Here is a 14,349-nt window from a genome sequence, read left to right as displayed (position 1 = left end):
CGAGGAAAATAATGAAATTTTCAGTCGTCCGCGAGACACTTCTTAAGCCACTTCAACTTGTGGCAGGTGTGGTAGAGCGCAAGCAAACCATGCCCGTCTTAGCCAATGTATTAGTGGAAGTAAGCAATGAAACCTTGACCCTAACAGGGTCCGACTCTGAAGTAGAATTGATCGGCCATTTGCCATTAGATGAGTGTGAAGAAGGGAGAATTACCGTTCCTGCTCGTAAGCTGATGGACATTTGTAAAAGCTTGCCAGACAGTGCGGTGATTGAGTTCTCTTTAGACGGTCAAAAAGCCTTAATTCGTTCTGGCCGTTCGCGTTTTACCTTGTCGACCCTGCCAGCCGATGAGTTTCCTAATATTAAAGACATGCAAGGTGATTTGCATGTTGTCGTTGCCCAGAATAGTGTACGTCGTCTGATTGACCGTACTGGTTTTGCTATGGCGAACCAAGATGTTCGTTATTATTTAAATGGCATGTTAATGGAAGTGGCCGATGGTCAACTTCGTGTTGTGGCGACCGATGGACACCGTTTGGCGACTGCTGTGGAAGATGCGCAAGTGAGTGGCGATCTGACGCAGGTGATTGTGCCGCGCAAAGGGGTTCTGGAATTGAATCGCTTATTAAGCGACAGTGATGATGTGGTTGAATTGACCATTGGTACCAATCATATTCGTGCCAAGGTAGCAGAGTATGTGTTCACTTCTAAGCTGGTGGATGGCAAGTTCCCCGATTATCATCGAGTGATTCCCCGTAATAATGACAAAATTATTATTGCGGATCGTTTGGAACTACGCCAAGTGTTCCAGCGCGCGTCGATTTTATCGAACGAGAAATACCGTGGCGTACGCTTGATCTTATCAAATGGTATGTTGCAAGTGTTTGCCAATAACCCTGAGCAAGAAGAAGCCGAAGAATCTGTGTTAGTGCAATATCAAGGCGACAACATGGAAGTCGGTTTTAACGTCGGTTATTTATTAGACGTATTAGGTGTGGTTGACACGCCAGAAGTACGCTTATCATTAAACGACTCCAATAGCAGTGCCTTAATTGAAGAAGCAAACAGCCATGCCGCGCAATACGTTGTGATGCCAATGCGCTTGTGATCTTCGATTCATTGGTTTGTTATGAATGTTTGGTTACCCGCTTGGCGTGCTAGGCGGGTCGTCTTTTTTTCTTTTATGAAGGTCTAAACTTTATGCCGTTGGTGCGTTTAGACATCTCTCATGTGCGCAATCTGTCTCGTGTGCGCTTTGAGCCTTCCCCCCAAGTGAATGTGATTGTTGGCAAAAATGGCAGTGGCAAAACGTCTGTGCTTGAAGCGATTCATTTACTGTCTTTTGGTCGCTCATTTCGTAGCCATAAACACAAAACCTATATCCAACATGAGCATGATGCTTGCGTTGTGTTTGCCCAACTGCATCAGGAACAGGGCAGCCCCATTCCCGTCGGGCTTCAACGCCAGCGCGATGGCCACATCGATGTGCGTATTCAAGGTCAACGTGCACAGTCGGTGATCGAATTAGCGGAGCGCTTGCCGGTTCAATTGATCAACCCCGATGCTTTTCGATTATTAGAAGGTTCCCCGAGCATTCGTCGCCAATTTATCGACTGGGGCGCCTTTCATTTTGACAAAGATTTTATTCCTGCGTGGCGAGGCTGGCAAAAAGCATTAAAACAGCGGAATACCTTGCTTAGACGTGGTAAAATATCGCTCAGTTTATTGGCGGCGTTTGATCAGGAATTGATCCGTTTAGGCGAGCAAGTGAATCAGTCTCGTAAAGCGTATGTGGCGAAATTAACCCCACATTTTGACGCGGTGTTAGCGAAATTGACCACGGAATTGTCGGTTCAGTTGAACTTCTTTCAAGGTTGGGACGCGCAAAAAGATTTGCATATGGCAGTCGATGCCGGGCGTGAACGGGACATTGAGTTGGGTTACACCCATACGGGTCCTCAGCGCGCGGACTTACGAGTCAAAACCGCCACAGGCGATGCCCTAGATACGCTTTCTAGAGGGCAACAAAAGCTGGTGGTGTCTGCCTTGAAAATCGCACAGGGCCAGTTGTTGATCGACATGGGTCGCCCCTTGGTGTTGTTAGTGGATGACTTGCCTGCTGAGCTAGACGCCAATCACCGACAGAAATTGTGTCAGCTATTGGAATCGTTAAACAGCCAAATTTTTATTACCAGTGTTGAGCCCGATACCACGGATTTTACGTGGGCCAGCACCACAGACGTTCGCCAGTTTTCCATGAGTAACGGCGAACTGTCTTTATTGAGCAAAGGTTTACAGGAGAGTTAAATGAGTGAAAATAATTACGATTCGTCCAGTATTAAGGTGCTCAAGGGCCTAGATGCTGTACGTAAACGCCCAGGTATGTACATTGGTGACACCGACGATGGCACCGGTTTGCATCATATGGTGTTTGAGGTCGTGGATAACTCCATTGATGAAGCCCTTGCTGGTCACTGTGACACGATAACGGTCTTGATTCACCCTGATGAATCTATTTCTGTATCGGACAACGGCCGTGGTATCCCCGTTGATATGCACGAAGAAGAAGGTGTGTCTGCCGCAGAAGTGATCATGACGGTATTGCATGCCGGTGGTAAGTTCGATGACAACTCCTACAAGGTATCGGGTGGTCTGCATGGCGTAGGGGTTTCCGTGGTAAACGCTCTCTCTGAAAGCCTGACATTGACCATTCGTAAAAACGGCAAGGTATACGAGCAAAACTATGTGCACGGCGTACCACAAGCGCCGCTCGCTATTATCGGTGATTCTGATGGTGCGGGAACAACGGTACACTTTAAACCGTCAGCAGAGACTTTTAACAATATCTTGTTTGTCTACGACATCTTGGCAAAACGTTTGCGTGAGTTGTCGTTCCTGAACTCTGGCGTCGCCATCAAATTAAAAGACGAACGCAGTGGGAAAGAAGATTTCTTTAATTACCATGGTGGCTTACGTTCATTCGTTGAGCATTTGAACACCAATAAAACCCCAATCAATGATATTTTTCACTTCATTTGCCAACGTGATGACCTAGAAGACGGCATTGCGGTAGAAGTGGCCTTGCAGTGGAACGAAGGCTTTCAAGAAAACATCTATTGTTACACCAATAACATTCCTCAGCGCGACGGCGGTACTCACTTAGCCGGTTTCCGTGGCGCTTTGACGCGAACCTTGAATAACTTCATCGAAAAAGAAGGCTTAGCGAAAAAGCAAAAAGTCGCCACCACTGGCGACGACAGCCGCGAAGGTTTGACGGCCATTGTGTCGGTAAAAGTGCCGGATCCTAAGTTCTCTTCTCAGACCAAAGATAAGCTGGTGTCGTCGGAAGTAAAAACCGCTGTTGAACAAGAAATGGCAAAACGCTTTTCGGAGTTTTTACTAGAAAAACCCAACGAAGCCAAAATCATCGTGAACAAGATGATTGATGCCGCTCGTGCTCGTGAAGCCGCGCGTCGTGCTCGTGATATGACTCGCCGTAAAGGCGCGTTAGATATTGCCGGTTTGCCAGGTAAATTGGCCGATTGTCAGGAAAAAGACCCAGCACTTTCTGAAATTTACCTCGTGGAGGGTGACTCTGCGGGTGGTTCAGCGAAACAAGGCCGTGATCGTCGTACCCAAGCGATTTTGCCACTGAAAGGTAAAATCTTGAACGTCGAGAAAGCGCGTTTTGATAAGATGCTCTCTTCTGTTGAAGTCGGCACCCTGATTACGGCATTAGGTTGTGGCATTGGTCGTGACGAATTCAATATTGAAAAGCTACGCTATCACAGCATCGTTATCATGACCGATGCCGATGTGGATGGCTCGCACATACGTACCTTATTATTGACGTTCTTCTTCCGTCAAATGCCAGAAATCATTGAACGTGGTCACATCTTTATTGCCCAACCGCCTTTATTTAAAATTAAGCGTGGTAAGCAAGAGCAGTACATCAAAGATGAGCCGGCGTTAGAGCAACACTTGATTGAGGTGGCATTAGATGGCGCGCACATGCACGTCAACGCTGATGCTCCGGGCATTCAAGGGGAGCATTTGGCGAAGTTAGTGCGTGATTACATCCGTATTGAAGCGGATATTGATCGTTTGTCGCGTGTGTACCCTAAAGATGTAATGACTAAGCTTTTGTATTGCAAAGCTTTAACACAAGAGAACCTTGCTAACGAAGCCGATGTTACTGAATGGGTTGACGCGATTCGTCGTCAAATGCCACAAGATGCTCGTACTGGCTTCCGTTTTGACTTCTCGGTTGAAAAAGACGACGAGCGTAACCTGTACTTACCTGTGGTCGACATTATGTCCCATGGTGTGTCCAACCGTTACCGCTTTGAAGGCACCTTCTTTAATTCACCTGAATACAAGCGCATCATTGCCATGTCTGAAACCGTGGAAGAGTTATTTGGTGAAGAGTCTTACATCCAACGTGGTGAGCGTCGTGAGCCCGTCAGAACCATCAGTGACATGAAAGCCTGGTTGATGAAAGAAGCGTCCCGTGGCATGACCATACAACGCTACAAAGGGCTGGGTGAGATGAACCCTGAGCAACTTTGGGAAACCACCATGGATCCAGATGCCCGTCGCATGTTGCGTGTGACCATTGACGATGCTGTGGCTGCTGACCAAATGTTCACCACATTAATGGGTGACGAGGTAGAACCACGTCGTAACTTCATCCAAGACAACGCCTTGAATGTCGCCAATCTAGATGTGTGATTGTTTTGCGTAAGTTATAATGCTTAGACATCAAAAAGCCCCGACTTCACAGATCGGGGCTTTTTTGTGCTTTTTCTTTTCAGTCACGTTTTACATATTGTAGCCGAGGATAACAAAGATCCCGAAACTGATAACCGCTCCAATAGCAGTATAAGGCAGTTGAGTAAGGGCGTGGGACATAGGAGAGCACCCTGCTCCTTGCGCAGCTAACACAGTAGAGTCACTGAAAAAACAAGCGTGGCTACCAAACGAAGACGCTGATAGTAAAGCGCCGATGACCAACGCCATATTGGCATCAATGCTTAATGCAATGGGGACAACGATAGGAATCGCAATAATGAAAGACCCCCAGCTAGAGGCCGTACCAAACACAACGGCTGCCATGACTAAAAAGACCAAAGCGGGCATGAGCTCTACGGTCATCATTGGGGACACAACTTCTACAAGGTACTGTGTCATCCCTAGCTGGTCATTGATGGACTTTAACATAAAGCCTGCAACCACAGTAGAAAGTGGATACAGCATAACCTTAAAGCCTTCAAAGATGCCCTTAAACTGTTCTTCTAAGGTCAATAACCCCTGTACGTAATACATCGCAACGGTGATCGCCAAGGTCACCATCACGCCTCTTAGTAGATCAATCTCATAATAGACCGTAGCAGCAATCAAAATTAACATTGGTACAATGAAATTCAGCATACCAACGAAGCTGCTGGTTTGCTTTCTGCCGATAGAAGGAGCCGCTTCCATACTGTCGCCATTATAATCGTCGGGAATAGGCTGACCAGCTTGTGCTCTGGCTTCTGCCTTCTTCATAGGGCCGAAGTTGCCAACGACGCCAAGCGCGACCAAAAATACTAATAAAAGCGCTACCCAGCCATACACCATGAACGGAATGGCTGAAATATAGGTACTTAAACCACCGCCTTCTGGCGCCAAATTGTTTTCTTCCAATAGACCAGAAAAAAAGACTGCCCAAGTTGACACCGGTACTAAAATACACATAGGTGCCGCAGTGGAATCGATGATGTAAGCCAATTTCTCACGGGACACGTTATAGTGATCGGTTACCTTTTTAACAGAAGAGGAAACCGCTAAACAGTTGAGGTAATCATCAATAAACACGACCAATCCAATAAAGAAGGTGGTGAGCAGAGATTGACGACGAGATTTAATACAATTTTTCAGCCAATCACTAAAACTGCCCAAACAACCGCTTCGCTCCAATAGAACAATCAAGCCACCCATTAAGCCACACACTAATACGATCCAGACAATGGTCTCATTGCCCATAACACTGGATAGAGTGTCTGAAAGAGGCGAAACCACGTTACTGCTGTCAATCATAATCAAACCCGCAATGACACCTGTTAACAGTGACTCGAACGGGGCTCTAGAAATTAACGCGATAGTCAAAACAAACAAGGTGGGAAAGAGTGCTTTAAATCCCCAGTTTTCACCTGGCGTGTGTGAGACAGAGAGGTACCAAAAAAAACCAATAGTGAAGAGTGTCACGATCACGGACAACAGCAGAGATCTTTTCGGGTGAATAGTTTTTAACACCCCGATAACTTGTTCCATAAGAAGCACCTAAATTGAGTCTATTTTTTTATAAGGAGTAGAAAATATCTTTAAATCAATAAACTTTGATATATCCCTTAGGGGTTATAACGCTAAAATTGGGGACTAAATAGGTATTTCTATAGGATAGTGAATGATGAAACTTATACGAAAATGCCCACTATTTTCTAGAAAATAGTGGGCATTTTGACGTTTTTAAAAGACGTTTTGTTAGCTTATATGCCTAGTTTATCACGCATATTGTAGTACACAGCGCCAACGGCAGTGTAAGGGATACGAAGCATGCGGCCACCGGGAAATTGGTACTGTGGCATGCTAGCGAAGACGTCGAAACGTTCCGTGTCGCCGTGGATGGCGTCGGAGAGAATCTCGCCCATAAGATGAGAGTTAGTAACGCCGTGGCCAGAATAACCTTGAGCATAGTAAAGGTTATCGCCGATTTTACCCACTTGCGGCATGCGCATCATGGTCAACAGAAAGTTACCTGTCCAAGCAAAGTCGATTTTTGCGTCTTTGAGTATAGGGTAAGTTTTGAGCATTTTAGGCACTATGATGGACTCAATTTTACCCGGATCTCGTGCGCCGTAAGTGGTGCCACCGCCGTAAATTAGGCGACCGTCTCCAGACAAACGATAATAATCTAATAAATAGTTACAGTCTTCAACACAGTGATCTGTTGGTAACAGTTGCTTTTGAACGTCTTCTGGTAAAGGCTCGGTTGTGATGACCTGTGTGCCACAAGGCATGGCTTTTTTCTCGACATCAGGCAGCAAACCAAAGATATAAGCATTGCCGGCGACCACGATGCTGTCAGCGACGACTGTGCCTTGTTTGGTTACAACTTTACCGGGCTTACCTTCTTCAAGACGAATCACTTCTGAGTCTTCAAAAATTTGTCCACCCAAATCTTCAAAGGCTTTTGCCTGACCCAGTGCAAGGTTCAAAGGCTGAATGTGACCCCCTTTACGATCTAACAAACCACCAGCGTAGCGGTCTGAGCCGATGTGATCCTGAATCGACGACGCTGAAAGCAGCTCTAGCTCATTGTGTCCATGAGACTCCCACAAGGCTTTTTTCGCTTTTAAGTCGGCAAATTGTTTTGGGTTACAGGCGGCAAATACATTGCCGTGTTTTAGGTCGCAATCAATCTTGTACTTCTCGATACGATGACGAATCAGTTCAGAACCCGCGAAGGCCATTTTGGCCATTTTTTTGCCAATCTCGTCGCCGTAGCTATTAAAAATATAATCGATGTCGCGGTTAAAGCTGTTGACGATTTGACCGCCGTTACGACCCGATGCACCAAAGCCGATGCGAGTACCTTCTACGACAATGACGCGCTTGCCTTTTTCGGCCAGGCTTAACGCGGTTGAAATGCCAGTAAAGCCTGCGCCGACCACACAAACATCGCAGCGGTGCTCGCCGGTCAGTTGAGGGCGAATGATTTTGTCGTTAGCAGAGGCCGCGTAATACGAATTTGCATGATTTGTAGATGACATAGATAACCCCTGCTATTTCAAGCTGATCCAAGTGTTTTTAATTTCAGTGTATTTTTCCAAGGCGTGCCAGGATTTATCGCGACCATTACCGGAGGCTTTTACACCGCCAAAAGGTACGGTGGTGTCGCCATCACCCCAAGTATTTACCCAAACCATTCCCGATTCCAGTAAGCGACTGACGCGATGGGCGCGAGCTAGGTCGTTTGTCCAAACTGACGCGCCAAGGCCGTATTGGGAATCGTTGGCTAACGCAATGGCTTCTTCTTCTGTATCGAAGGTCATTACCGCCAGAACGGGTCCGAAAATTTCTTCGCGAACAAATTCCATCTTGTGAGAGGCGTCGGTAAAAATAGTGGGTTGTGCGTAGAAGCCCTGCCCTGCTTGGTATTCACGCACACCGCCTAAGGCAAGTGTCGCGCCGTCGGCAAGGGCACTGTCGATGAAACGATGAACGGTGTCGAGCTGTGCTTTGTCAACCATGGGGCCCATCTTGGTTTTAGGGTCCAATGGATCACCGGAAACATAGGCTTTTGCCGCGTTAATGAGTGCCGCCATGAACTCTTCTTTGATGCTGCTGTGAACATACAAACGAGAACAGGCAATACATACTTCACCCTGATTGGTGAAGATGGCCGCCGCCGCGCCTTCTGCGGCCGCTTGAATGTCTTTGCAATCATCAAACACAAGGCAAGGCGATTTACCGCCCGCTTCCAGCCAAACACGTTTCATGTTTGATTGCCCCGCGTATTGCATCAACATACCCGCCACACGGCTAGAGCCGGTGAACGCTAAGGTGCCAATGTCGTGGTGCAAGGCCAGTGCTTTACCGGCGGTGTGACCAAAGCCTGGTAACACGTTGAAAACACCATTAGGCAGACCTGCTTGGGTTGCTAACTCGGCAATACGCAAGGCGCTCAAGGGGGCTTTTTCAGATGGTTTTAAGATAATCGAATTACCCGCCGCTAAGGCCGGTGCGATTTTCCACATCACCATCATCAAGGGGTAGTTCCATGGGGTGATGACAGCGACCACACCCAGCGGCTCGCGGCTGATCAGCGCCAAGTTATTTGGGTTAGTGGGTGCAATTTCCCCGTACAATTTGTCGATGCATTCGGCTGACCAACGCAATGCGTCGATGGAATCCGGCACGTCAATGTTGACCATCTCAGAAATCGATTTGCCCATGTCTAAGGTGTCGGTTAAGGCCAATTCGTCTTGATGGGCTTCAATTAGGTCCGCCCATTTTTGTAAAATGCGTTTGCGCTTGCCGGGCGCCATGTTTGACCATACGCCACTTTTAAAGGCCGCTTTGGCAACGCTGGTGGCGATGTTGACATCGGCTTCGTCGCAGCTGGCCATTTTGACCAAAAGAGATTCGTCCGTTGGATTGATGCAATCGAATGTTTCACCACTTTGAGCGGGTGTGAAACCACCATTGATGTAAGCCTCGCTGTGCAGGCTAATGGTATCGCGTAAAGCTTGCCATTCTTGGTAGGTTTTCATGATCTGCTTTTCCTTTTATCTTTCGCCAAAAGGCCAAATGGTTATTGTGAATCTAAGCTAACTGAGCCACGCTTATCGTACTATATCCCCGTGGGGGTATATCGCAATTTTACCAACCTACTAAGATGAGGATTATCACGTTGGCTACGCCATAATGAAGTATTCACATTACACAATACCGTTTGGAGAACCCGTTTATGTCAAAGGTTACTGTTGCTGCGACGCAAATGCATTGCACTTGGAATAAAGAAGAAAACGTCGACCGTGCTGAGAAGTTGATTCGTTCTGCAGCAAGCAAAGGCGCGCAAGTCATTCTGATTCAAGAGTTATTTGAGACGCCCTATTTTTGCATTGAAATTCACGAGCCATACCATGATTTAGCAACGACCTTGGAAGAAAACGCCGCGTTCAAACGCTTCCAAGCCTTGGCGGCTGAATTAAATGTTGTCTTGCCTTTTAGCTGGTATGAGCAAGCAGGTCAGGTGCGTTTTAATTCTTTGGCGATGATCGATGCCGGCGGTGAATTATTGGGTGTGTACCGTAAAACGCACATTCCAGACAGCGACGGCTACCTTGAAAAGTACTATTTTAGCCCTGGCGATACCGGCTTTAAAGTATGGAATACAAAATTCGGTTGCATTGGTGTGGGCATCTGTTGGGATCAATGGTTCCCTGAGACTGTCCGTTCTATGGCCTTAATGGGCGCCGATATCTTACTGTTCCCAACAGCGATTGGTTCTGAACCAAGCCAGTCTGATCTAGACACCATGCCTCATTGGACCAACACCATGCGCGGCCATGCGGCGGCGAATCAGGTGCCAGTGATTGCATCAAACCGAATTGGTAAAGAAGTCGCTGAACACCGTGATTTAGCGCTGACTTTCTACGGCTCGTCGTTTATTTGTGATGAGCGTGGTGAATTAGTCGAGCAAGCAGACCGCGACAGTGAAGGCGTGTTGATTCATACCTTTGATTTGGACCATGTACGCACGCAACGCAAAGCCTGGGGCTTGTTCCGTGATCGTCGTCCTGAGCATTATGGCGTGCTTCAAACCCTTGATGGCCAATTAAAATCCACTGCGAAATAAAGGGAACAGCATGTTAACGACGCCAAAAAACGATCAATTCTGGATGCCGGGCGAACACACGCCACAAGCCAGCGTGTGGTTAGCTTGGCCGACGCGCCCTGATAACTGGCGTGAAAATGGTCTACCTGCACAAGCCGCCTTTGCCCATTTTATCGAGCGTTTAAGTGGTTACGTCACAGTAAAATTGGCGGTGTTGCCTGAGTACGAAGTGCAAGCAAAAAGCATGTTGCCCGCCTCGGTAGAGCTTTACCCGATGGCCTACAACGATGCTTGGTTGCGCGATACTGCGCCGACCATGGTGATTAATCAAGACGGTGAAAAGCGTGCAGTAAGCTGGCATTTTAATGCTTGGGGCGGCGAGCTAGACGGTTTGTACGATGACTGGTCAGATGACGAAAAGGTCGCGCAAAACGTTGCTACGATAGAAGGGGTACCCTGCTATCAGGCGCCTTTCATTTTGGAAGGCGGCTCGATTCATTGTGACGGCGAAGGCACCTTGTACACCACGGAAGAGTGTTTATTGCACCCGAGTCGTAACCCTGATTTAAGCCGTGAAGAGATTGAGTCTTTGCTCAAAACCTACTTATCGGTCGAGACCATTATTTGGTTGCCATTAGGCTTGTTTAACGACGAAACCAATGGCCACATCGACAATATTTTGCATGTGGTGCGCCCAGGTGAAGTCTTGTTAACCGTGTGTGACGATAAAAATGATCCGCAATACGCGATCAGTCAGCAGGCGTTGTCAATGTTATCCAATACGCGCGATACCAAAGGTCGTGAGATTAAAGTGCATGCTTTGCCGATGCCGGGACCATTGTACATCCGTGAAGACGAAGCGGCAGGTTTGGTACAGCCAGAGCGTATGGAACGTGCCACCGATGATCGTTTGGCAGGGTCGTATGCTAATTGCTTAATCTGCAATGGTGCGGTGTTTTATCCGCTGTTAGACGAAGCAAAAGACGCCATTGCTCACGAGGTGCTGCAAAAAGCGTTTCCTGAGCATAAGCTGATTGGTATTCCGGCGAGAGATATTTTGTTGGGCGGTGGCAATTTGCACTGCATTACTCAACAAATTCCAGCCTAATTTGCTCAGTTCAAAACCAAAAAAACACCGAGCGATATGATTGCTCGGTGTTTTTACAATTCAATTCAACGCAATTCAATTCAACGCACTTCAATTTAACTTAAGTCAAAACACATGAAACCTTAACGATCGGTTTTGATGTTGGTCCACAAACGTGCCATTAAGCGTTCGATACGAATACCACGAACTTTTTGTGCGAAGAGGTTCTTTTTCACCTCGGCGGGTGGATAGATGCCCGTGTTGTTGCGGATTTCTTCGTCTTGCAGATCCATTGCATCCATGTTCGGGTTTGCGTACGCCACGTAGTTAGACACGTCCGCGATGACTTCTGGTTGCAATAAGTAGTTGATAAAAGCATGAGCGGCTTCTTTGTTGTCGGCGGCTTTTGGAATGGCCAGCATATCAAACCAAATTTGCGCGCCTTCTTTTGGGATCGAGTACTCAATGTTCACGCCATTGTCCGCCTCAATTGCTCGGTCTTGGGCTTGCAACACGTCGCCAGACCAACCTATTGCCACACAAATGTCGCCGTTTGCCAAGGCGCTGATGTATTGAGAGGAATGGAATTGGCGAACGTAAGGACGCACACTCTTCAGCAATTCAACCCCTTCGCTGTCTAATGCGTAATCCGCTGGGGTACGGCTGTTTGGGTCTTTGCCAAGGTAATTCAGCACTAATGGGTACAGTTCGTCGGGTGAGTCTAAAAACATAACGCCGCAGGATTGTAGTTTCTGCATGTTTTCTGGCTTGAGCACCAAATCCCAGCTGTCCACGGGGGCATCGTCGCCCAGCACTTCTTTTACCTTGTCGACATTGTAGCCGATGCCTGTTGTGCCCCATAAATACGGCACGCCGTATAAGTTGCCTGGGTCAACGGCTTCCAAAAAGCCCAGCAGTTCAGGGTCTACACGGTGCAAGTTAGTGAGCGCGTCTTTATCGAGTTTATCAAACACTCCGGCTTGAATTTGACGTCCCATAAACGACGCCGTTGGCACGACCAAATCATAGCCAGAATTCCCTGCCAGCAACTTGGCTTCCAGCACTTCGTTGCTGTCGAACACATCTTGAATCACTTCAGTGCCGGTTTTCTGCTCGAAATTGGCAATGGTGTCTTCCGCCATGTAATCCGACCAGTTGAAAAATTTCAGTGTTTCGGCCATCACTGGGGTGGCGCTGCCTAATGCGCAGACCACGCCAGCGATGGGCAAGGCACAACGGGTGAAGCGTTTACGATTTGTCATGGTTCGGTTCCTTTTATGATAAGGCCATACACCCTGTTAGACTTTTTTATTCTAATCCGGGTGTCGTTGGTTAAAAATAGTGTCGCCGCTGCATTATACGTTCAACAAGAGGTGTTCTCGCTCCCAAGAACTGATCACGCGATTAAAGGTTTCGAATTCACTGCGTTTCACACCCATGTACGCGGTCACAAAGTCTTGACCTAGAATGTCGCACAATGGTTCGCATTCTTCCAGTAAACGTAAGCCTTCTTCTAAAGTACGGGCGATTTCCACATCAGGATGATCCGATGGTGGCTGATTTGCTTTGGTTGGCTCTGTCGGTTGCAGCTTTTGCTTCATGCCTAAATAACCACAGGCGAGCGTTGCCGCGATGGCCAAATACGGGTTGCAGTCGGCGCCGGGGAAACGGTTTTCAATACGTGTCGCCTCGGGTGGTGCAAACGGAATGCGCAGCCCTGCGGTGCGATTATCAAAACCCCAGTTCATGTTGATGGGGGCGGCCATTTCGGGTGAAAAGCGACGATAAGAATTGACGTTAGGGGCGAAGAAAGAGATCGCATTCGGGGTATATTTTTGCAAACCGCCAAGGTAATGGTAAAACGTTTCGCTTGGCTTACCGTTGTCATCAAACACGTTCTTACCGGTGTTGACGTCGACCAAGCTTTGGTGAATGTGCATGGAACTGCCTGGCTCATTTTTCATCGGCTTGGCCATGAAGGTTGCATAGACGCCGTGTTTTAAAGCGGCCTCGCGTAAGGTGCGTTTGAACACAAACACCTGATCGGCGAGGTCGAGCGGATCGCCATGGATAAAGTTGATCTCCATTTGTGCCGCGCCCGATTCGTGTATCAGGGTATCAACGTCCAGATCTTGCGCTTCGCAGTAGCTGTAAAGCGTATCTATGATGGAATTGAACTCGTTGACGGCGTCTATGCTGTAAGAGCGACGAGAGGTTTCGCGTTTACCTGAGCGCCCTACTGCGGGCTTGAGTTCGTAATCTGGGTCGGTGTTGGGTTGTATAAGGTAGAATTCAACTTCGGGTGCAATAACAGGTTTTAAGCCTTCTTTTTCGTACAAGGACAAAATATGGCGTAAAATTGTGCGACTGGCTAAAGGGTGCAAGTTGCCGTCGTTGGTGTAACAGTCGTTGATCACTTGTGCGGTGGGTTCGTCTGCCCAGGGTACCATACGTAAGGTTTTGGGATCGGGTTTGAGCACCATATCTCGGTCGCTGGCGTCGATGATGTCGTAGTGATTATCGGCCCAGTCGCCGGTCACACTTTGCACCAATACCGTTTCGGGGATGCGGCCGGTTTTTTCCGCCAAGAATTTAAATGTTGGGTAAAACTTTCCCCGCGCGTTCCCCGTCATATCCGCTAATGTTGACTCGACTTCAGTAATTGCATGCTCTTTTAAAAAAGCTTCAAGCTCTGTCATAACTCACCTTACCTTGGTTGCTCAACGACCACGGTTGAGCGCTAAAGAATATATGTTGATTTGCTTTACTATCCAGTTTTCTAGATAATCCGAATAATAGTTCGGTTTAAACCTTATTTTAGTTTAATGATTAAATCAACATATTGTGATTCGATAGGCCAATATTACAATTGACAAGCAC

The 14,349-nt window shown here is 47.5% G+C and carries 10 protein-coding genes; 5 read left to right on the top strand and 5 right to left on the bottom strand.

The genetic code is table 11. The features are described 5' to 3' along the window. The first annotated feature begins 11 nt into the window (after positions 1-11). From dnaN to gyrB, 3 genes are all read left to right on the top strand, one after another. Entirely contained in the window at positions 12-1,109 is a 1,098-nt protein-coding gene (gene dnaN, locus LG368_RS11355; protein WP_226754841.1) for a DNA polymerase III subunit beta, read from the top strand. 92 nt (positions 1,110-1,201) lie between these two features. Next, positions 1,202-2,308 (top strand): DNA replication/repair protein RecF, encoded by a 1,107-nt coding sequence (gene recF, locus LG368_RS11350; RefSeq protein ID WP_226754840.1) that lies wholly within the window; start codon positions 1,202-1,204, stop codon positions 2,306-2,308. Further along, positions 2,309-4,732: a DNA topoisomerase (ATP-hydrolyzing) subunit B gene (gyrB, locus tag LG368_RS11345; RefSeq protein ID WP_226754839.1), complete on the top strand. Its 2,424-nt coding sequence runs from the start codon at positions 2,309-2,311 to the stop codon at positions 4,730-4,732. Between the two features lie 90 nt (positions 4,733-4,822). Here the strand turns inward: gyrB and LG368_RS11340 are convergent, their stop codons facing one another. From LG368_RS11340 to LG368_RS11330, 3 genes are all read right to left on the bottom strand, one after another. Further along, positions 4,823-6,313, bottom strand: coding sequence for a Na+/H+ antiporter NhaC family protein (locus tag LG368_RS11340; protein WP_226754838.1), 1,491 nt, complete (start codon positions 6,311-6,313; stop codon positions 4,823-4,825). 215 nt (positions 6,314-6,528) lie between these two features. Next, complete coding sequence (locus LG368_RS11335) at positions 6,529-7,812, bottom strand: NAD(P)/FAD-dependent oxidoreductase (RefSeq protein WP_226754837.1); 1,284 nt, start codon at positions 7,810-7,812, stop codon at positions 6,529-6,531. 12 nt (positions 7,813-7,824) lie between these two features. Further along, on the bottom strand, positions 7,825-9,315 hold the full coding sequence (locus tag LG368_RS11330) for an aldehyde dehydrogenase (protein ID WP_226754836.1): 1,491 nt from the start codon (positions 9,313-9,315) through the stop codon (positions 7,825-7,827). Positions 9,316-9,512: 197 nt separating this feature from the next. Here LG368_RS11330 and aguB point away from each other — a divergent pair, with 197 nt between their 5' ends. Beyond that, positions 9,513-10,403: an N-carbamoylputrescine amidase gene (gene aguB, locus LG368_RS11325; protein ID WP_226754835.1), complete on the top strand. Its 891-nt coding sequence runs from the start codon at positions 9,513-9,515 to the stop codon at positions 10,401-10,403. Between the two features lie 10 nt (positions 10,404-10,413). Beyond that, on the top strand, positions 10,414-11,490 hold the full coding sequence (gene aguA / locus LG368_RS11320; RefSeq protein WP_226754834.1) for an agmatine deiminase: 1,077 nt from the start codon (positions 10,414-10,416) through the stop codon (positions 11,488-11,490). Between the two features lie 122 nt (positions 11,491-11,612). On the opposite strand, the gene LG368_RS11315 is transcribed toward aguA, so the two are convergent. Further along, complete coding sequence (locus LG368_RS11315) at positions 11,613-12,731, bottom strand: extracellular solute-binding protein (protein WP_226754833.1); 1,119 nt, start codon at positions 12,729-12,731, stop codon at positions 11,613-11,615. Between the two features lie 93 nt (positions 12,732-12,824). Further along, positions 12,825-14,168, bottom strand: coding sequence for a glutamine synthetase family protein (locus LG368_RS11310; RefSeq protein WP_226754832.1), 1,344 nt, complete (start codon positions 14,166-14,168; stop codon positions 12,825-12,827). Positions 14,169-14,349 lie beyond the last annotated feature (181 nt).

It is taken from the genome of Marinomonas algarum (assembly GCF_020532605.1).
Taxonomy (GTDB): Bacteria; Pseudomonadota; Gammaproteobacteria; order Pseudomonadales; family Marinomonadaceae; genus Marinomonas; species Marinomonas algarum.
Note: the sequence above shows the minus strand (reverse complement) of the source record. Positions and strands in the feature narration are given on the sequence as shown.

Coding starts and splice junctions, on each gene's coding strand:
- gyrB (WP_226754839.1), top strand. CDS start 2,309: ATGAGTGAAAATAATTACGATTCGTCCAGTATTAAGGTGCTCAAGGGC.
- recF (WP_226754840.1), top strand. CDS start 1,202: ATGCCGTTGGTGCGTTTAGACATCTCTCATGTGCGCAATCTGTCTCGT.
- dnaN (WP_226754841.1), top strand. CDS start 12: ATGAAATTTTCAGTCGTCCGCGAGACACTTCTTAAGCCACTTCAACTT.
- LG368_RS11335 (WP_226754837.1), bottom strand. CDS start 7,812: ATGTCATCTACAAATCATGCAAATTCGTATTACGCGGCCTCTGCTAAC.
- aguB (WP_226754835.1), top strand. CDS start 9,513: ATGTCAAAGGTTACTGTTGCTGCGACGCAAATGCATTGCACTTGGAAT.
- LG368_RS11330 (WP_226754836.1), bottom strand. CDS start 9,315: ATGAAAACCTACCAAGAATGGCAAGCTTTACGCGATACCATTAGCCTG.
- LG368_RS11340 (WP_226754838.1), bottom strand. CDS start 6,313: ATGGAACAAGTTATCGGGGTGTTAAAAACTATTCACCCGAAAAGATCT.
- LG368_RS11310 (WP_226754832.1), bottom strand. CDS start 14,168: ATGACAGAGCTTGAAGCTTTTTTAAAAGAGCATGCAATTACTGAAGTC.
- aguA (WP_226754834.1), top strand. CDS start 10,414: ATGTTAACGACGCCAAAAAACGATCAATTCTGGATGCCGGGCGAACAC.
- LG368_RS11315 (WP_226754833.1), bottom strand. CDS start 12,731: ATGACAAATCGTAAACGCTTCACCCGTTGTGCCTTGCCCATCGCTGGC.